The sequence below is a fragment of the Cryptosporangium japonicum genome, assembly GCF_039524755.1.
Classification (GTDB): domain Bacteria; phylum Actinomycetota; class Actinomycetes; order Mycobacteriales; family Cryptosporangiaceae; genus Cryptosporangium; species Cryptosporangium japonicum.
In genome coordinates, this window is record NZ_BAAAGX010000023.1 from 333,448 (window position 1) to 351,379 (window position 17,932).

A 17,932-nucleotide genomic window follows, 5' to 3' on the forward strand; every position below is an offset into this window, starting at 1 on the left:
CTATAATGGCGGTTAGGGGGCATTTCTGTATCGGGGGGCGGCAGGTTGGCGGGACGGATCGACCGCGATGCGCTCATCGCGCCGTACGACGTCGTCGGCCACCCCCCTGCGCCCGACCTGACCGCCCTGGCGGAACTGGCCGCCGACATCTCCGGCACGCCGACCGCGCTGGTCAACCTCATGGGCGAGACCATTCAGCACTCGGTGGCCGGATACGGACGTGCCCCCGGCGTGTGCGACCGCGCCGACTCGATGTGCAACCTGATCCTCGACGAGCCCGGCCAGATCATCGTCAACGACACCCGCGCCGACCCGCGCTTCGCCGACAGCCCGTTCGTCACCGGCGAGCGGGCGAACTTCCGCTTCTACGCCGCCACCCATCTGCGTAACCCGCAGGGGATCGTCCTCGGGACGCTCTGCGTCTTCGACGACGAAGCACGCAGCCTCGACGACCGGCGCATCCGTGGCCTCGGCCTGCTCGCCCGCCAGGTGGACGATGCACTGGAACTGCGCCGCCGGACGACGAAGCTGGTGGACGCCGTCGCCGAGCTCGCCGAGGTCCGCGCCGAGCTGACCCGCTCGAACGAGGCGCTGCACGCGTTCGCCGGCCAGGTCAGCCACGATCTTCGCAACCCGCTCACCGCGATCAACGGCTTCCTGGAGGAGCTGCAGTACAACGTCCCGCACGACACCCCCTCGTCGGAGTACGTGGCCAGGGCGCTCTCGTCGACGCACCGGATGAGCGATCTGATCACCGACCTGCTCGGCTTCGCGAAGCTCGGCGGGGAGCTGCGTCGGGAGCCGGTCGCGGTGCGTCACCTGGTGGAGGAGGTCCGGCACGATCTGGCGCCGGCGCTGTCCGCGGTCGGTGCCCGGCTCGACGTCGGGCCGCTGCCGACCGTGCGGGTGGACCCGACGCAGATCCGGGCCGTCCTGCAGAACCTGATCTCGAACGCGGCCAAGTACCGGCACCCGGAGCGGCCGCCGCTGATCGCGGTGCACAGCGCCCGGCAGGACCACGCCTGGCGGATCGAGGTCGTCGACAACGGCATCGGCGTGCCCAGGGACCGCCGTGAGGAGGCGTTCAGCCCGCTGACCCGGGTGCACGATCCGCACGACTCCAGCGCCGAGGGTGCCGGCATCGGCCTGGCCACCGCACGCCGGATCATCACCGCGCACGGCGGCCAGATCGGCCTCGACGCCAGCCCGTCCGGCGGCACGGTCGCCTGGTTCACGCTTCCCGACCCCACCGAGGGCAGCCCGTTCGCGTCGGCGCACCCGCCCCGCTCAGCCCGCGTCCGCTAGGGCGGCGTGCCGCTCGAGGAAAGCCTCGACGTCGTCGACGTCCTCCAACGGCAGCGGGTACACCACCAGCCGGTCGACGCCCAGCTCCGCGTACCGGCCGGCGTCCGCGGCGCTCACCGGACCCAGCGGCTGGAAGCTGATCTCCAGCCGCCCGAGCCACGACGGCCGTTCGACCTCGGCGGCGGCCTTCTCCAGCCCGGCGAGGTGCTTCACCAGGTCGTCCGGGGTGTCGCCGACGCCGAGCCAGCCGTGCGCCCGGCTCACCGCCCGGCGGAACGCACCGGCGCTGTGCCCGCCCACCACGACGTGCGGGCCGTCGGGCCGGAGCGGGCGCGGATACGCGTCGATGTTCGCGAACGACACGTGCCGTCCCCGGTAGGACGGGTGTTCCTGGGTCCACAGAGCGCGCATCGCGTCCAGGTACTCGTCGGTGCGCGAGCCGCGTTCGGCCATCGGCACGCCGAGGGCGGCCAGCTCCGGTTCGAGGTATCCGGCGCCGATCCCCAGACGCAGCCGCCCGCCGGTCAGCACGTCCAGGCTCGCCACCTGCTTGGCCAGCACGAGCGGGTTGCGCTGCGGCAGGATCACGATCGCGGTGCCGAGCTCCATCCGCTCGGTCACCGCGGCGACGAATCCGAGGTGAACCAGCGGATCGAGCACGGGGTCGCTCGGTTCCATCGGCGTCTGCGCGGTCCGGGGGCTCGGCAGCACCACGTGCTCGCCGGCCCACCACGATCGATAGCCGAGCTCCTCGGCCCGTCGCGCGAGCCGCATGGTCGCGTCCGGCCCCAGCGTGGCTTTGGCGTTCAGTCCGGTGACCCCGAGTTCCATGCCGACGATCGTCGGACGGCCGGGTCTCCCGCGTCCAAGACCGATTCCAATAACCTCCGGTTATGAGCGTCCGGATCCAGGACCTGCGGTACTTCGTCGCGGTGGCCGAGGAGTTGAGCTTCACCCGCGCGGCGGCCGAGCGGCTGTTCGTCTCGCAGCCGGCGCTGAGCAAACAGATCCGTCAGCTCGAACGCACGCTCCGGACCACGTTGTTCGAGCGGGACAAACGCGTGGTCGCGCTCACCGCGGCGGGCTCCGCGCTCCTGCCGCACGCCCGGGCACTGCTCCGGCAGTGGGACGACGCCCGCCGCGCGGTCGAGGAGGCTGACGGCGCGACCCTCACCGTCGGTTTCCAGACCCGCATCGGCCGCGGGCTCATCCCCGCGGTCACCGCGACGATGGAACGCCTGCTGCCTGGACGGCAGCTGCAGTTCCGGCAGATCCCGTGGGACGACCCGACGACCGGGCTGGCCAGCCGGGCCGTCGACGTCGCGATCGCCTGGCTGCCCGCGCCGGACGGCTACGCCTCGAAGGTCGTGATCGCCGAGGACCGTTGGGTGGCGCTGCCGCTCGGGCACCGGCTCGCCGACCACGCGGAGGTTCCGTTCTCCGCGCTGCTCGACGAGCCGTTCGTCGCGCTTCCCCCGGAGGCGGGCGCGCTCCGGGACCACTGGCTGGCCGCGGAACACCGCCCGGCACCGGCCCGGGTCGGCGCCGTCGCCCGCACACCCGACGAGTCGCTCGAAGCCGTCGCCGCCGGCCGGGGCGTGGTCCTCCTGTCGGCCGGGAACGCGGCGATCTACCAGCGGGACGACGTCGTCTGCCGCCCGGTCACCGGACTGCCCCGCAGCGAGCTCGCCGCGGTGTGGCGGCTGGACGACACCCGGCACGCGGTGCGGGTGTTCGTCGAGGCGTGCTGCCTCTGCGGAACCGCCTCCGACCGCTAGCGCCCGGCCGCTACGGTCGCCGGATGCCCACGTTCATGATCGCGCTCCGCGGCTACGACATCGCCGAAGTCAATCGCTGGGTCGAATGGGCCGAGCACCACCCCGACCAGGCCCGCACGGTCGAGCCACCCAAGTTCAACCAGTCTCTCCGCGGTTACGCGCGCCGTGAGGTCGACGAGTGGATCCGCGGCCTGCGCACCCCACGCTGACCTTCGATTCCGAATCGAGTCGGCCTTAGCCCTCGAAGTATCGGTCCCGAGCCTTCGGTGAGACACGCTCGTGGTGGCGCGATTCTGTCGCTACCCGGTAGGCAGAATCGCGCCCTCTTCCCAAGGTGGTCGGCTCCGTCGCTCGAACCCGAGCGGCGGAGCCGGCGGAGGAGCTCAGCTCTCCCGGGTCTCCTTGGCGAGCGCGCTCACCGCGTCGCCGAGCACCTGGTTGACCGCGTTCTCCATCGCCATCGCGAGCATGGCGTCGACGCTCTTGCGTGCGAGCGGACGCAGGCTCTGCACCAGCGCCGCCGCGGCCGCCGGGTCGTCGATCTCGGCCGGTTCGTCCGTGCCGTGTGAATCACCGGGCGAGAGGCTCGGCGTGATCGTGGCCTTCACCAGCGACACGTACCGCTCGGCCACCCGCTCGATGTCGTGCATGCTGTCCTCGGCGAGCTTCAGCACCACCGACAGCGGATACCCGGCCTGCACCAGCTGCACGGCGATGTCGAGCAACTGCGGGCTGGCGACGCGGAAGCGCGTGCCGTCCGGCCGCAGCATGCCCGACGAGATCGCCCGGTCGAGCGTCCCGCGCTCCTCCTGCTTGCCGAACATGCGCTGCAGGTCACCGGCCGAGATGACGGTCTGGGGCTCTTCGCTCCAGGGGCTGGTGAGCGCCGCCTCCAGGCCGAGCACGTCGGCCAGGTCGCGCCCGCGTTCCCAGGCGGAGATCAGCTCACCGATGTGCGCCAGCGAGTACCCGCGGTCGAGCAGGCGGGCGATCAGCCGGAGCCGGGCCAGGTGCGCCTCGCTGTACCAACCGACCCGGCCACGCCGTACCGGCGGCGGAAGAATCCGGCGTTCCTGGTACAACCGGATATTACGAACCGGGATACCGGACTCGCGAGCGAGGTCGTTGATCCGGTACTCGCCTGCCTGGTCGTTCTCCGTTCGGCTGGCCATGCCCGGAACACCCCTTTCGTCCTGCGCCCGTGTGCAATCTCGCGTGCACAGGAGTATTCCACCCTCAGTTGTTGTAACGATTCCGAGGTGCTCACGCCACTACGGCGGGCGCTCCGGTCGACTGCGCGGCGCCGCTCCCGGCCGGACGCCGGTCGGCCAGCCAGCTCGTCAGCGGACCCGGGCGACCCAGGCCGTAGCCCTGCCCGTAGTCGACGCCGATCTCACGCAACACCGCGAGCGTGGCGTCGTCCTCGACGAACTCGGCGACGGTACGCAGCCCCATCTCGTGCCCGATCTGGTTGACCGCGGCGACCATCGTGCGGTCGATCACGTCGTGGGTGATCGTCTTGACGAAGTTGCCGTCGATCTTCAGGAAGTCCACCGGCAGGTTCTTCAGGTAGGCGAACGACGAGAGGCCGCTGCCGAAGTCGTCGAGCGCGAACCGGATCCCGGACGCGCGCATCTCGGTGATGAACCGACGCGCCATCGCGAGGTTCGTAATCGCCACCGTCTCGGTGATCTCGAAACAGATCAGGCTGGGCGAGAGCTTGTGCTCGGCCAGTTGCGCCTGCACGAACGTCCGGAACGTCTCGTCGCCGATCGAGGGTCCGGCGAGGTTGATCGTGTAGAGGTCGCCGTTCGTCGGTGACCCCACCGGGTAGTGCGCGGCGAGCGTCTTCATCGCCTTCGCGACGACCGACCGGTCGAGCGCGGGCAGCAGGTCGTAGCGTTCCGCGGCCGGGAAGAACAGTCCGGGCGAGATAAGCGACCCGTCGGCCTCGCAGAGCCGGACGAGGATCTCACCGATCCGGCCGGTCTCGGCGTCGTTCGGAACCGTGGGGACGATCGGCTGGTAGACGAGCTCGAGGCGGTCCTCGTGCAGCGCGTCGAGCAGCGCACCGGCCCAGATCGAGTCGCTCTGCCGTCGGTTGAGCTCGGCGTCGCCCTGGTGGTGGACGTGCACCCGACCGCGGCCGGCCTCCTTCGCGGTGTAGAGCGCGGCGTCGGCCATCTGCATCGCTTCTTCGACGTAACGCACCTGCCCGAACAGCGGGAGGACGCCGATGCTGGCGCTGGCCGCGAACGTCCGGTCGTCGGCCTTGAAGCGGTGACGGGCCAGCGCGGCACAGGCGGCCTCGGCCATGCCGACCGCCTCCTCGACGCTCCGGCGCCGGATCAGGATGCCGAACTCGTCGCCGCCGAGGCGGGCCAGCGTGTCCTCCGGCGCGAGCACCTCGCTCAGCACCCAGCAGACCTCGATCAGCAGCCGGTCGCCGGCCGGGTGTCCGCACGTGTCGTTGACGATCTTGAAGCGGTCCAGGTCGAGCACGCAGACGACGGTCGCGTCCGCCTCCTCGATCCGGGTGAGCACCTCGCTGATCCGGATCTCGAACTCCCTCCGGTTCAGCGCGCCGGTCAGCGAGTCGTGGCTGTTGTCGTACTCCAGTTGCTCGGTCACCTCGCGGGTGGCCGCGTCGGCATGATCGGTCAGCCGCCAGTTGAGGATGGCGCCGATCGCGGCGGCCGTGACGTAACCGGCGTGGATGAGCGCGTACTTCACCGGCGCGTGCACCGCCGGGGAGTGTCCGTAGACGTCGCCGGGCGCGAGCACGCCGACGATCGCGTGCTCGAACGCGACGAAGCCGATGGCCAGGAGGAACGTCAGCCAGTCCTGGTAGAGCGTGATGAAGAACAGCATCACGAAGAAGTGGAAGTGCGCCTCGATCTCACCACCGGAGAACGACACGGTGACCGCCGACGAGGCGACGATGCCCAGCGTCGCGGCACACGCCCGCACCCGCCTCCCGAGCTGGTCCGCGCCGGCCACGGCCACGAGCACCGCCAGTGGCGCCACCATCAGCAGGCAGCGGGTGAAGTCGATCCCCCGGTAGTACCCGTAGAACGGCAGTACGACGACGTGGGCGAGCAGCACCAGGACGATCACCCGGTGCCGTGACGACCAACTCGGATCACCGGGTGGTCGACCCCGTGGGAGCTCCCGCAGGAAGCTTCGGTCGAACCACGTCAACACATCCCTGACATCGGCGAACGATTCCAGGGTGTGAGCCGTTAGCCGTTCGTACTAGCCACGGAAGGCGGCGTGGCCGGTGAGGGCCTGCCCGAGCACGAGCGTATGCATCTCCACCGTGCCCTCGTAGGTGAGCACCGACTCCAGGTTCACCGCGTGCCGGATGACCGGATATTCCAACGAGATGCCGTTCGCGCCGAGGATCGTGCGTGCCGTCCGGCAGATCTCCAGCGCCTCCCGGACGTTGTTGAGCTTGCCGACGCTCACCTGCTCCGGTCGCAGCGAACCGGCGTCCTTGCGGCGACCGAGGTGCAGCGCGAGCAGCTGCCCCTTGGCCAGCTCCACGGCCATGTCGGCGAGCTTCTGCTGGGTCAGCTGGAAAGCCCCGATCGGCTTACCGAACTGCTCCCGGGTCTTGGCGTACTCGAGGGCGGCCTCGAACGCCGAGCGCCCGGCGCCCATCGAGCCCCACACGATGCCGTAGCGGGCCTCGTTCAGGCAGCTGAGCGGCCCCTTCAGGCCGTGGACGTCGAGCAGGGCGTCGGACGGCAACCGCACCCCGTTCAGCACCAGCTCGCTGGTGACGGATGCACGCAGGGAGAGCTTGCGGGTGATCTCCGGCGCCTCGAACCCCGGCGTGTCGGTGGGGACGACGAACCCGCGGATGCCGTCCTCGGTGCCGGCCCAGACCACCGCGACGTCGGCCACCGATCCGTTCGTGATCCACATCTTGCGGCCGTCGAGTACCCAGTCGGAGCCGTCGCGGCGCGCCCGCGTACGCATCCCGGCCGGGTCGGAGCCGTGGTCGGGCTCGGTGAGGCCGAAACAGCCGATCGCGTCACCGGACGCCATCGACGGCAGCCAGCGTTCCTTGTGCTCCTCGCGGCCGTACCGCCAGATCGCGTACATCGCCAGCGAGCCCTGCACCGACACCAGCGACCGCAGACCGGAGTCGGCCGCCTCGAGCTCCAGGCAGGCCAGCCCGTAGTCGACCGCGGACAGGCCGGCGCAGCCGTAGCCGGTCAGGTGCATGCCGAACACCCCCAGCTCGCCGAACTCCTTGGCGATCTCGCGCACCGGGAGCCGACCGGATTCGAACCAGTCGGCGATGTTCGGCGCGATCACGGCGTCGCAGCGGGTGCGCACCGCGTCCCGGATCGCCTTCTCGTCGTCGGTCAGCAGGTCGTCGATACCGATCGGGTCAGCCGGGTCGAACGTCATCCCTCATCCCTACCCCAGCTGTGCACGGACGGGTGCGGAGTGTGGGGATTACCGCGCCGACTTGAAGTCGGTTAACGAGTGGTGTCCACAGCATCGCGGGTCGGTGTCCGGGGGTCATCCAGCCCACGGCCAGCCGCTGAGGCCCCCGTGACGGCGCCTCCATCCACAGCTGTGCACAGGGCTTGTCCACAGATGGGGACAGAATTATCCACAGGCTCTGGATTGTGTGGATAACTCAGATGTCCACAACCGTGCGCGCGGACGCGCTGCGTCGGGCGGCGTCCAGCACGGTGAGCACACGCACCGCGTCGTGCGGATCCACCGGCATCGGCGCCCCGGTGGTCACCGCGGTCACCACACCCTCGTAGAAGCGGGTCCACTCGCCGGTGAGCGTCCGGTACGGGCGGAGGGCGTCGCCCGCCCCGACCTTTCCCCACTCGCTGGCCGGCCGTTCGCCGAAGTTCGGCGAGCCCGGTTTCCGACCGGCACGCAGCGCCGCCTCCTGGGGGTCCATGCCCCAGGTGACGTAGGCGCCAGCGTCCCCGAGCAGGCGGAACCGCGGCGCGAGCTGCCCGGCCAGCGCCGACGCCCAGAGGTGGCTGTGCACCCCCGACGCGTGCGTCAGCGCGAGGAACACGTCGTCCTCCACCGCGGCCCCGGACCGGTGGGCGTCGATCTCGGCGTAGACCGACCGGACCGGGCCGAACAGCGTGAGCGCCTGGTCGACCAGGTGCGAGCCGAGGTCGAGCAGGATGCCACCGTCGTTGTCCGCGTTCTCTTTCCAGGCGTCGGTGGCCACGGTCGGCCGCCACCGGTCGAACCGGCTCTCCAGGCGCAGCGGATGCCCGACCGCCCCCGACGTCAGCAGCCGGCGCATCGTGCGGAAGTCACCGTCCCAGCGGCGGTTCTGATAGACCGTCAACGGCACCCGGGCCTTCTCGGCCCGCTTGACCAGTTCCCGCGCGTCGCCCGCGCTTCCCGCCAACGGCTTGTCGACGACGACCGGCAGCCGCGCGTCGACGGCCGCCCGCGCGAGCGGCACGTGGGTGTGGTTCGGGGTGGCGACGACCACCAGGTCGTACGACGACCGGGCGGCCCACACCTCGCCCGGATCGGCCAGCACCCGCGCGTCCGGATGATCACGCAGCACCTGCTCACGACGGGACGTGACCACGGCGCTCAACGTGAGCCCGTCGACGGCCGCGATCAGCGGGGCGTGGAACGAGGCCCCGGCGGTGCCGTAACCGAGCAGTGCAACCCGCAGCGGGTCGGCCATCAATACTCCCGGACCTCACCGTCGTCGATGATCTCGACGGCCGTGCTCTCGGCCGAGAGCTTCGACATGTTCTGGTAGTACATCTGGGGGAACGCCGCCGCCTTCTCGTGGATCGGGATCGCGATCCGCGGAGCGACCGCACGCACGTAGTCGATCGCTTCCCAGAGCTTCAACCAGGGCGCGGCCGTCGGGGCGCCGAGGATCTCGACCGGCTTCTTCGGAACGGTGAGCGCATCGCCGGGGTGGAAGAACCGACCACCGAGCAGGAAGCCGACGTTGGGGATGATCGGGATGTCGGGGTGGATGATCGCGTGCTCGACGCCGATCGCCTCGACACTCAACCCGTTGAGCGCGAACGACGCCCCGGCCGCGACGCCCTCCGCCGGGATCCCCTGCTCCGCGAGAATGCCGGCACTGGCCTGGTCGGTGTACACGACGGCGTCCGGGTTGGCGGCCAGCAGGCCCGGAAGCCGCTCCGCGTCGAGGTGATCGAAGTGCTGGTGAGTGACGAGCACCGCGGTCAGGTCCCGAAGCCCCTCCCACCCCGCCGCAAAGGCACCCGGGTCGATGAGCACCCGAGCGTCCGCGTCCTCGACCAGTACGCAGGCATGACCGAATTTCTGGAAGCGCATGGGTCTAGTGGTACCCCATCCGAGCGCGCGGTTGGTCGGACCAGTCCGGCGTTCCGCGGCCACGAAGGCTGGTAGCGCCCCGCGCAGCCGAGGTCGGTACCGAGGGCATCAGGCCGTCTCGGTCAACATTTTCTTCAGAGCTCGGACGAATCCCTCATTATCTCTGTTGTTCCGCCACGTCCAAGTGGTCACCCCGTGGCCATTGAGGAACTTCATCGCGGCCGGGCTGAAGTGCTGGTTGCTGACCGCCAGCCATTTGGCACTCGGGTCGTGCGTTCGATAAGTCATCAATTGATGCCAGATGCGATCCGCAAGGTCGACAGAAACAGGGTGCTGCGCAAGCTTCACCTCGACGACCACCGTTGCACCGTTCGGTCCGGATACCAAGAGGTCGTATCTCGTGGAGCCCACCATGGCGCTGGGAATTATCTCTTCCACCCACGAGGAATCGGACTGATCGATTGAATCCGTGAGCGCGCGGACGAGAGCTGCTTCACCGACCCAACTCCCCGGCGGAGGAACCTCGGACTCATTCGTTACAGGGGAAGCATCCTCGGCGGGCACCGAGATGGTCGAGTCACCACCGTCGCCCCTGTCGTCCAACTCGATGACAAGGCGCGCACCCGAAGGATTCTCGTATCGCGAGATCACCGTTCCGACGAGGGTTTCCAACCCCGCACGAACAGCCACGCGCACACCGGGGCCGAGCTCGCCGCTCGCTTCGGACATCTTGACCGCCATTTCACCAAGGCCGCTTCGATTGCAGTAAAAGCGCAAGCGAGTCACTCACGATCTCATCCATCGCCGCCGCCAGCCCGTCCAGCGACCTTCGGAGTCGTCGAACTGTCGTCAGGTTGACCGGATGGCCGTCCGACCGCAGTTTCAACAACTTCGACTCATCAGCATGCGCTATTCCGTTGCGCGCCTGATTGAGAATTTCGAGATCGCCGATCCAACGCACTCCCTTATTGGGATTCGCTGCGACCACCGCCGCACCGACGTCGAACCCGAGGCGACTGAAATCCGAATCTATGTTGCGCCGATTAGCATTCCCTTTGTCGAGCATCCTGTTTTTCGTCAACAGGACGCGCAGGGTCGACGAAAGACCTACGCCCAGTTGACTTGTTCAGTGTTCCATCGACGGCCTGGCCCCCCGCCGCCGAGCGCAGTGTGGGCCGAGACGAGCGCATCGAGTCGGTGGGACCGGTCCGCTCGCCAACTCTGGAGCGCCGAAGATGACACCTGCCCAGCCTATCGACCCGTCGGCGGGGACCAGCTCGCTTAGATGGACGGCGAATAACGGACTTAAGCGCCGAAGCAGACGCTATCGCCAGAAGCACCCCGGCGGAGTCGGAAGACCAAGCCAGAGCCTGCGCGTTCGTGGAGTCCACATGGCCCCCATGGGCAGCGTGAGGTAGTGATAAATGCCCTCTGCCGAGTCGTCCGAGTGACGGGGAGGGCGAAAGTGAGAGGATCAAGGTAAGGCCGGTCGTCGTCGTCCCCGGCGAGCTCCCGACCGGCTGGTACCTCAACGTCAGTGGAGGCGGGGATGGACGTGCTGGAAAAGGCGCGGGCTCGCCGTACGGCCGCCAGGGCTGCGGCCGAGCGAGCTGCCTTGGACTGGCAGGATGCCGTCGTCGAGAGCATTGATCAACTGGTCGACCAACTACGGCTCGCCGGTTCCGACCGGTTCGTGTGCTTCGAGGCCGCGGTGCGGCCCGCGCTCGACGGTGAAGCATGGGAAGAGCGCGAAGACCTGGTGAAGGCCGCTTTTGCGTCCGACGCCGGAGTGCAGCGGTACACACCGTCGGACGACGAGCGGTGGGCGATCGCGGTGGACCTCTGGGACGACCTGCGGTCGGCGCTGTCGCGGATCCACGGCACCGACGTGCCGGCCAGCCTGGTCGTCGACCTGGATTCGCGGGTCGCGGTCGGGTACGAGCCGCTGCACTGCCCCGACGTGGGCATCGAGCCGGAGCTGATCCTGCACCTCGTGCGGGCCGACTCCGACGAGCCGTTCGCTTCGCTGCTGCTCGAGCTGCCCGATCCGGACTCGGCGATCGATCGGGTGAACGAGCTGCTCGACCGTTACGGCTTGGAGCCGCCGACCCGGCCGGAACACGAGCCCGGCGAGTGCGACCTCGGCATGGGCGAGGAAGACGAGTAACTAGCCAGGTCCGGCCGCTTCGCCGTAATCGTGTCCCCGGAGGAGCGGCCGGTCAGGCGGCGCCCGATCCACGGCGCCAGGTGGGCGCGAGCCCACCGCAGGTCGGCGCGGCGCGCGGTGAGCCAGCGATCCGGCGTCGCCACGGGAAGGGACGCCATCCATTCGGCGTCGCACTCCACGCCCAGTGCGCTGAGCACGTGGTGGGCGACCCGGCGGTGACCGGCCGGGTTGAGGTGCAGCCGGTCGATGCTCCACATCCGCCGGTCGCGGAACCCCTCGTCGGCGTTGAGGTCGGCCAGGTACGTGTCGTACTCCTTGGCCACCCGCCGGACGAGCTCGGTGCTGAACTCGAGTCGCGGGCCCAGGTACCGGGTGGCCGACGGGTAGTTGACCGTCACGTCAGGCGGTGTGAACAGCACCACATCGGTGCCGCTGGTGGTGAGGCGGTCGACCGCGCTCTCGAACACCTCGGCCATCCGCTGCGGGTCGAACCGTCGGCGGAGCGTGTCGTTGGCGCCGGCGGAGAACGTGACCAGGCACGGCTTCATCGCCGCGGCCAGCGGGACCTGCGCGTCGGCGACCGCGTGGAGCAGCCGTCCCCGTACCGCCAGGTTGGCGTACCGGAAGTCGTCGGTCTCGTGCACTGCGGCCAGGCATCCGGCGACGAGATCGGCCCAGCCGCGGTACGTGCCGTCGGCGTACGGGTCGTCCATACCTTCGGTGAAGCTGTCACCGATCGCCACGTAGCTCGACCAAGGCCCGGGCACGACACAACCTCCGCGATAGCCGACAATCGCGGTCGACTATGCCACCGCCCGCAACGAGGTGTCAGCCGGGTATCCGTCAGGGTGATCAGCGCCGCAGGCCCTAATTGGTCGACTCCGTTGGGCTACGTCCGGTATCACCGCTACGGTGACGGGTGGTGCCTGAGGTGACCGAGCCGACGCGAGCACCGGGTGATGATCGCGACGACCGCCCGGTGCGGATGATCGGTGGCCGCTACCGGGTCGAGGACGTCGTCGGAACCGGTGCGATGGGCACGGTCTGGCGCGGCTACGACACCCGCTTACACCGGCCGGTGGCGGTGAAGGAAGTCAACCTCCCGAACACCGCGACCGACGACCAGCGGACGCTGATGACCCGGCGCGCGATGGCCGAAGCCCGGCACGCCGCCAAGGTGTCGCACCCCAACATCGTCGCGGTGCACGACGTCGTCGCCGAGCGGGGCCTGCCGTGTCTGGTGATGCGGCTCGTCGAGGGCCGGTCGTTGGGCGAGACCGTGCGTTCGACCGGACCGGTGAGCCCGGTACGCACCGCGCAGATCGGCATCGCGCTCGTCGACGCGTTGGCTGCCGCGCACCGCGGTGGCGTCGTCCACCGGGACGTCAAACCGTCGAACGTGCTGCTCACCGACGACGGCGAAGTGCTTCTCACCGACTTCTCGATCGCCACCGACGCGATGCGCGGGACGATGTCGGCCGGCAGCGGAGCGCTCGGCTCGCCCGGTTACATCGCGCCCGAGCGGTTGAACGGTCAGCCCACCGGCCGCGAAGCCGACCTGTTCGGTCTCGGCGCCACGCTGTTCTGCGCGGTGGAGGGCTTCGGGCCGTTCGATCGGCACGATCCGCTGGCCGCGCTGCTGGCCACGGCCACGACACCTCATCCGACGCCGAAGCGTGCCGGTGCGCTCGCACCCCTGCTCGACGCGTTGCTGGCCAAGGACCCCTCGGCGCGTCCCGGGTTGGCTCAGGTGCGTGAAGCGCTGAGCGCGGTCGCGCGGGGCGAGGAGGCGCCGACGGCGGAACTGGCCGCGGTTCCGCCGCCGAGTGACGAGGCCCCGACGATGGTCGTCGGTGACACGGCCGGCGACGATTCGACGGCCGCTCGCCCGACGTCGGCCGAGAGTGTGAACGGGGACGGGCCGCGCCCCGGGAAGCCGATGCACGCGGCGCCGCGCAGCGGGCGCCGGCTCAAGGTGCTGATCGGAGCGGTCGCGGCGGCGGTGTGTGCGGCTGTCGTGGTGACGGCCGTGGTGCTGACCGGCGGCGGCGACAAGACCGAGGACGGCACGGTGCGGGCGAGCGAGTCGCTGGTGGCCCCGCCACCGGGAGAGCTGGCCTCGGCTTCGCCGTCGGCCTCCGCGTCGGCGTCCACTTCCGCATCGGCGTCCGCTTCGCCCTCCGCGTCCGCGAGCCCGAGCACGTCGAAAGCGGCACCGCCGACGCAGAGCGAGTCGCCCGACCCGGTCGGCCAGGTGACTGCGGCAGAAATGTCGGTTTCGCCGAAGAACTACTTCGGGTCGTGCGCAAATCCGGTCAATTTCACCGTCAATCTCACGGTCACGGTCAACGACGGGCCGACCGATATTCGCTACACGATTTCGCAGGCGCCGGGCGATAGTGAGATCGCCGGTGGTGCGGGCTCGGTCCCCGACCCGGACGTCCCGGCCGAGTTCAGCGACCAGGTGGCGCTCGACTTCTCCCAGGGCAGCCGCACGTACGCGGTGCAGGTGGCAGTGGAGTTGCCCACTCGGTTCGCGCCGGTGCCCGCTCAAATCAGCGTTCTTTGCGTGGGATGACCAACCGGTAGTCAGCGGTTCTTCAGGTCCGTGAACTAGGGTCTGCGTGCGGCGTGTCCGGTATCCGATCCGAGCGTCGGTTCGATGTGCACAGTGGGGCTACCGTCGTGCCGGACGACAGATGGCGGAGGAATGTCTGAGCAGAGGACAGTCGACGGCCGATACCGCCTGGACAAGGCTGTCGGGTCCGGCGGCATGGGCGTGGTTTGGCGTGCCTTCGATCTGCGTCTCGGCCGCGTCGTCGCGGTCAAGGAAGTCCGCTTCCCGTCGGCGATGTCGGACGACGAACGCGATGCTCTGACGAAACGCGCCATGCTCGAAGCCCAGAGCGCCGGGCGGCTCGACCACCCGAACATCGTTCCGGTGCACGACGTCATCCTCGAGGGCGAGCAGCCGTTCATCATCATGCGGTTCGTCGAGGGCCGGTCGCTCGACCAGACGGTGTCGGCCGACGGGCCCCTGCCGGACCGGGTGGTCGCCCGGATCGGCGTCCAACTGCTCGACGCGCTCGGAGCGGCACACGCGGCCGACGTCATTCACCGTGACGTGAAGCCCCACAACGTGCTGATCCAGACCGATGGCACCGCGCAGCTCACCGACTTCTCGATCGCGTCGGTGTTCGGCACCGAGACGCTGACGAAGACCGGCGCCTTACTGGGATCGCCCGGGTACATCGCGCCGGAGCGGCTGATGACCGGCGCGACGACGCCGGGCGGTGACTTGTTCGCGCTCGGCGCGACGCTGTTCTTCGCCGTCGAGGGGATCGGGCCGTTCGTCGCGAAAGAGACGATCGTCGGGTTGTTCGCGAGCGCGACGCAACCGCATCCGCGGCCGAAGTTCGCCGGGCCGCGCCTGACGCGGGTCATCGACGGGCTGCTGGAGAAGAAGCCCGAGGAGCGGCTGGACCGGCCCGAGGCCCGCGCGCTGCTGCTCTCGATCGCGGAGACGCCGGAGGAGTCGGAAACGCGGTCCGGTGAGTTCGTTCCGCCGCCGCCCGGGCGGGTCGACACCGACGATCGGGTGGGGCGTGGCGCGGCCGCGGTGCCGGGATTACCGCAGGGTGATCTGCCGTCCGACAACAGCACCGCGGTGTTCGCGGTGCGGGAGCAGTCACGGCCGCTGTCCCGGCAGTCGTCGAACGCGCCTTCGTCGGGGGCTCCTTCGTCGGGGGCTCCGGTGTCCGGGGGTGTGGTTTACGGGCGGCCGATTTCGGGGGCGCCGGTGTCCGGGGCGCCGTCGTCGGGCGGGGCGGTCTACGGGCGGCCGATCTCGGGCGCGCCGGTGTCCGGAGGTGTGGTTTACGGGCGGCCGATTTCCGGAGCGCCGGTGTCCGGGGCGCCGATCTCCGGGGCGCCGTCGTCGGGAGCGCCGTCGTCGGGGGCGCCGTGGGCCGGGGTGCCGACCTCGGGGGTGCCGGTTACCGGGGCTCGTGAGCTGGGCTGGGGCCCTGGTGGTGGGCCGAGTTCGGGGCACGACTCCGGGCACGGGAACTCCGGGCACGGGAACTCGGGGCACGGGAACTCCGGACACGGGAACTCCGGGCACGGGAACTCCGGACATGGGGGGCCGCCGACGTTCCGGCCGTCGGCCGTGCCCACCTCGCCGCCGGCCGGGCAGCGCTGGAAGCGTCTCCTGGCCGTGGTCACGATCATCGTCCTGGGCCTGGGCGCCGGGATCATCGCGAACCTCATCGCCACCACCCAGGATCGCTCCTCCCGGGCCAACCGCGCCGGCACCAACATCGAAGAAGTACCGACGACCGGCAACGACACCACGCCGACCACCCCGCCGTCGCCCGGCGCCGAGATGTCCGACGATCCGGGCGCGAAACCGGTGCCGACCGGAACGCGTCCCCAGCCGACTCCGACCACGTCGAGTCCCGGCCCGGGCATCACGTCGGAGGAGCCGCCGGAGCCGAAGGTGCTCAGCGCTTCCCTGTCCGTGCAGCAGCCCACGAACCCGGTCGACTGCGCGAACCCGCTGGCCATCGCCATCACGGTCAACGTCAAGACCACCGGGGCGCTCGCCGTCGAGTGGGCGGTGAGCCGGGGCGGCACGACGGTCGCCTCCCAGACCCGGACCGTCGGCGAGAAGGACACCGGCTTCTCGGTGTCACCGCTGGACACGATGGCGAAGCCGGCGGCCGGAGCGCACTCCTACTCGCTGTCGATAAAGGCCCCGAACGCGGTGAGTGCCGGCCCGGAGACCATCGAGATCAAGTGCGCCCAGGCCGACCCCGGCGGCACGAACACGGCGACACCGAACGCGTTCACCCGCTAGGCGGTTGTAGTCAGGTAGGTGTCGACGAGGGATCGGATCTCGCGTTCGAGGATTTCCGGCGCCTCGACCGGCGACATGTGACCGACGCCGTCGATCTCCACCAGCCGGGCCTGCGGCAGGTCCTCGGCGAGCCGGCGGCCCAGCTTGGGCGGCGTCAGAAGATCGAATTCGCCGGTGACGACCGTCGCCGGAACGTCGAGGTGCGGTACCGCGGTGCGCAGGTCGAGGTTGCCGAGCGTCGCGCCGAAGCCGCCCCGCACCGTACGCGGCGTCTCCAGGATGATGTACGCGCAGAACGCGACCTGGTCCTTCGGCGCTCGCGGTGCCAGCGCGATGTAGCGGATCAGCGGCATCGTCGCGGCGGTCGGCCGGGTGCCGAGCGGCAGCGACGCCCCGAGCAGGGCCCGGCTGATCGGTGCGGTGAACCGACGCAGACCGTCCGGACCGGGCAGCAGCAGCGAGCTGGTGACCAGGTCGGTGACGCCGGTGTTCGCCAGCATCGCCGCCGCGACTTTCCGGTGCAGCAGCGCCCGGTGCTTGCCGGCTAACGCGACCAGACTCATCGCGCCCATGCTGTGCCCGACGACGACCGCTCGCCGACCGTCCGGCACGGTGGCGTTCAACACCGCCGCGAGGTCGTCGGCCAGCGCGTCGGTGGTGAACTGGCCCTTGCCCGGCACCTGGCTGCCGCCGTGGCCACGCAGGTTGTAGGCGACGACGTGCAGATCACGGGAGAGCGCCCGGATCTGGTTCGTGTAGAAGCCGATCGCGCAGGTCCAGCCGTGGGCGAGCACGACCGTGGGGGCGTCGGCCGGCCCGTACTCGGTGACGTGGATGCCCGTGCCGTCGGCCGAGCGCACGGTGCGGTCGACGCGCGGCTCCACCGGGGCCATGGCACCGAGCCGTGGGTCGGCGAGCGCGCTCGACTGACGTCGGAGATAAAACGCGGCACCCGCGGCCGCCGCCGCACCGATGAGAATCGCCGTTCGCTTGGCTCGCATGGCGCGGATCCTACTTGCCAGTAGGTTTGCGGGTGACCCAAACAGCAACGGTCCCCACCGACGTGACGCCGGTGGGGACCGTTGCCCCAGGGATTGGCTCAGGCGGCCTGGGTGCGCGCGACCCAGCTGTAGACCGAGAAGAGCTCGATCGGCGGAGGGGCGTCACCGCTGGATGGCTCGACGTAGAGGTAGTCGTCGGCGACGCGATAGGTCACGTCATCGAAGGAAGCATCCGACCCATCGGAGTAGTAAACGGTGAGATTCGAAGGGGCCATCGTCGAACACCTCGCTCCCAGTACGGTAACGATCTCCGCCGGTAACTGCGCCGGTGCTAGATCAATCACCGTTTACGGACGAACTTCAAACACGAATCTTCATCTCATCTCACGTTCGGGCCACCGTATCGGTTCAGAGTCCAGTGTGGAGCAGCAGGCGAGTTGGTGGAGCTGCCGTCGGCCCCGCGCCGGCGCATGACAGACTTGCTGCGGACCAC

The 17,932-nt window shown here is 69.7% G+C and carries 16 protein-coding genes; 6 read left to right on the plus strand and 10 right to left on the minus strand.

The genetic code is table 11. The annotated features are described in order from the left end of the window. The first annotated feature begins 45 nt into the window (after positions 1-45). A complete protein-coding gene (locus ABD437_RS29435) occupies positions 46-1,305 on the plus strand; it encodes a sensor histidine kinase (protein ID WP_344652180.1) in 1,260 nt (419 codons plus the stop codon). On the opposite strand, the gene ABD437_RS29440 is transcribed toward ABD437_RS29435, so the two are convergent. Next, positions 1,288-2,136 (minus strand): LLM class F420-dependent oxidoreductase, encoded by an 849-nt coding sequence (locus tag ABD437_RS29440; protein WP_344652181.1) that lies wholly within the window; start codon positions 2,134-2,136, stop codon positions 1,288-1,290. The two genes, ABD437_RS29435 and ABD437_RS29440, sit on opposite strands and share 18 nt — an antisense overlap. Before the next feature lie 62 nt (positions 2,137-2,198). Here ABD437_RS29440 and ABD437_RS29445 point away from each other — a divergent pair, with 62 nt between their 5' ends. Next, on the plus strand, positions 2,199-3,083 hold the full coding sequence (locus tag ABD437_RS29445) for a LysR family transcriptional regulator (protein ID WP_344652182.1): 885 nt from the start codon (positions 2,199-2,201) through the stop codon (positions 3,081-3,083). A 23-nt stretch (positions 3,084-3,106) separates the two neighbouring features. Further along, positions 3,107-3,292, plus strand: a complete 186-nt coding sequence (locus tag ABD437_RS29450; RefSeq protein WP_344652183.1) for a hypothetical protein — start codon at positions 3,107-3,109, stop codon at positions 3,290-3,292. Between the two features lie 174 nt (positions 3,293-3,466). Here the strand turns inward: ABD437_RS29450 and ABD437_RS29455 are convergent, their stop codons facing one another. The 7 genes from ABD437_RS29455 to ABD437_RS29485 form a co-directional block, all read right to left on the minus strand. Next, positions 3,467-4,255, minus strand: a complete 789-nt coding sequence (locus ABD437_RS29455) for a MerR family transcriptional regulator (RefSeq protein ID WP_344652184.1) — start codon at positions 4,253-4,255, stop codon at positions 3,467-3,469. A gap of 91 nt (positions 4,256-4,346) precedes the next feature. Then, positions 4,347-6,200: a putative bifunctional diguanylate cyclase/phosphodiesterase gene (locus tag ABD437_RS29460; protein WP_344652185.1), complete on the minus strand. Its 1,854-nt coding sequence runs from the start codon at positions 6,198-6,200 to the stop codon at positions 4,347-4,349. A gap of 138 nt (positions 6,201-6,338) precedes the next feature. After that, positions 6,339-7,505, minus strand: coding sequence for an acyl-CoA dehydrogenase family protein (locus tag ABD437_RS29465; protein WP_344652186.1), 1,167 nt, complete (start codon positions 7,503-7,505; stop codon positions 6,339-6,341). A gap of 235 nt (positions 7,506-7,740) precedes the next feature. After that, positions 7,741-8,781 carry a Gfo/Idh/MocA family protein gene (locus ABD437_RS29470; RefSeq protein WP_344652187.1) on the minus strand — a complete coding sequence of 347 codons (1,041 nt, stop codon included), beginning with the start codon at positions 8,779-8,781 and terminating at the stop codon, positions 7,741-7,743. Beyond that, positions 8,781-9,413 carry an MBL fold metallo-hydrolase gene (locus ABD437_RS29475; protein WP_344652188.1) on the minus strand — a complete coding sequence of 211 codons (633 nt, stop codon included), beginning with the start codon at positions 9,411-9,413 and terminating at the stop codon, positions 8,781-8,783. The genes ABD437_RS29470 and ABD437_RS29475 overlap by 1 nt, the downstream gene beginning before the upstream one ends. 108 nt (positions 9,414-9,521) lie before the next feature. Continuing rightward, positions 9,522-10,154 carry a hypothetical protein gene (locus ABD437_RS29480; protein WP_344652189.1) on the minus strand — a complete coding sequence of 211 codons (633 nt, stop codon included), beginning with the start codon at positions 10,152-10,154 and terminating at the stop codon, positions 9,522-9,524. A 1-nt stretch (position 10,155) separates the two neighbouring features. Continuing rightward, positions 10,156-10,479 (minus strand): hypothetical protein, encoded by a 324-nt coding sequence (locus tag ABD437_RS29485; protein WP_344652190.1) that lies wholly within the window; start codon positions 10,477-10,479, stop codon positions 10,156-10,158. Between the two features lie 549 nt (positions 10,480-11,028). Here ABD437_RS29485 and ABD437_RS29490 point away from each other — a divergent pair. After that, on the plus strand, positions 11,029-11,580 hold the full coding sequence (locus ABD437_RS29490) for a hypothetical protein (RefSeq protein WP_344652191.1): 552 nt from the start codon (positions 11,029-11,031) through the stop codon (positions 11,578-11,580). Here the strand turns inward: ABD437_RS29490 and ABD437_RS29495 are convergent. Further along, on the minus strand, positions 11,502-12,347 hold the full coding sequence (locus ABD437_RS29495; RefSeq protein ID WP_344652192.1) for an SGNH/GDSL hydrolase family protein: 846 nt from the start codon (positions 12,345-12,347) through the stop codon (positions 11,502-11,504). The two genes, ABD437_RS29490 and ABD437_RS29495, sit on opposite strands and share 79 nt — an antisense overlap. Before the next feature lie 155 nt (positions 12,348-12,502). Here ABD437_RS29495 and ABD437_RS29500 point away from each other — a divergent pair, with 155 nt between their 5' ends. Continuing rightward, a complete protein-coding gene (locus ABD437_RS29500; protein ID WP_344652193.1) occupies positions 12,503-14,158 on the plus strand; it encodes a serine/threonine-protein kinase in 1,656 nt (551 codons plus the stop codon). A gap of 132 nt (positions 14,159-14,290) precedes the next feature. After that, complete coding sequence (locus tag ABD437_RS29505) at positions 14,291-16,438, plus strand: serine/threonine-protein kinase (protein WP_344652194.1); 2,148 nt, start codon at positions 14,291-14,293, stop codon at positions 16,436-16,438. On the opposite strand, the gene ABD437_RS29510 is transcribed toward ABD437_RS29505, so the two are convergent. Continuing rightward, on the minus strand, positions 16,435-17,439 hold the full coding sequence (locus tag ABD437_RS29510; protein ID WP_344652195.1) for an alpha/beta fold hydrolase: 1,005 nt from the start codon (positions 17,437-17,439) through the stop codon (positions 16,435-16,437). The genes ABD437_RS29505 and ABD437_RS29510 overlap by 4 nt on opposite strands. Positions 17,440-17,932 lie beyond the last annotated feature (493 nt).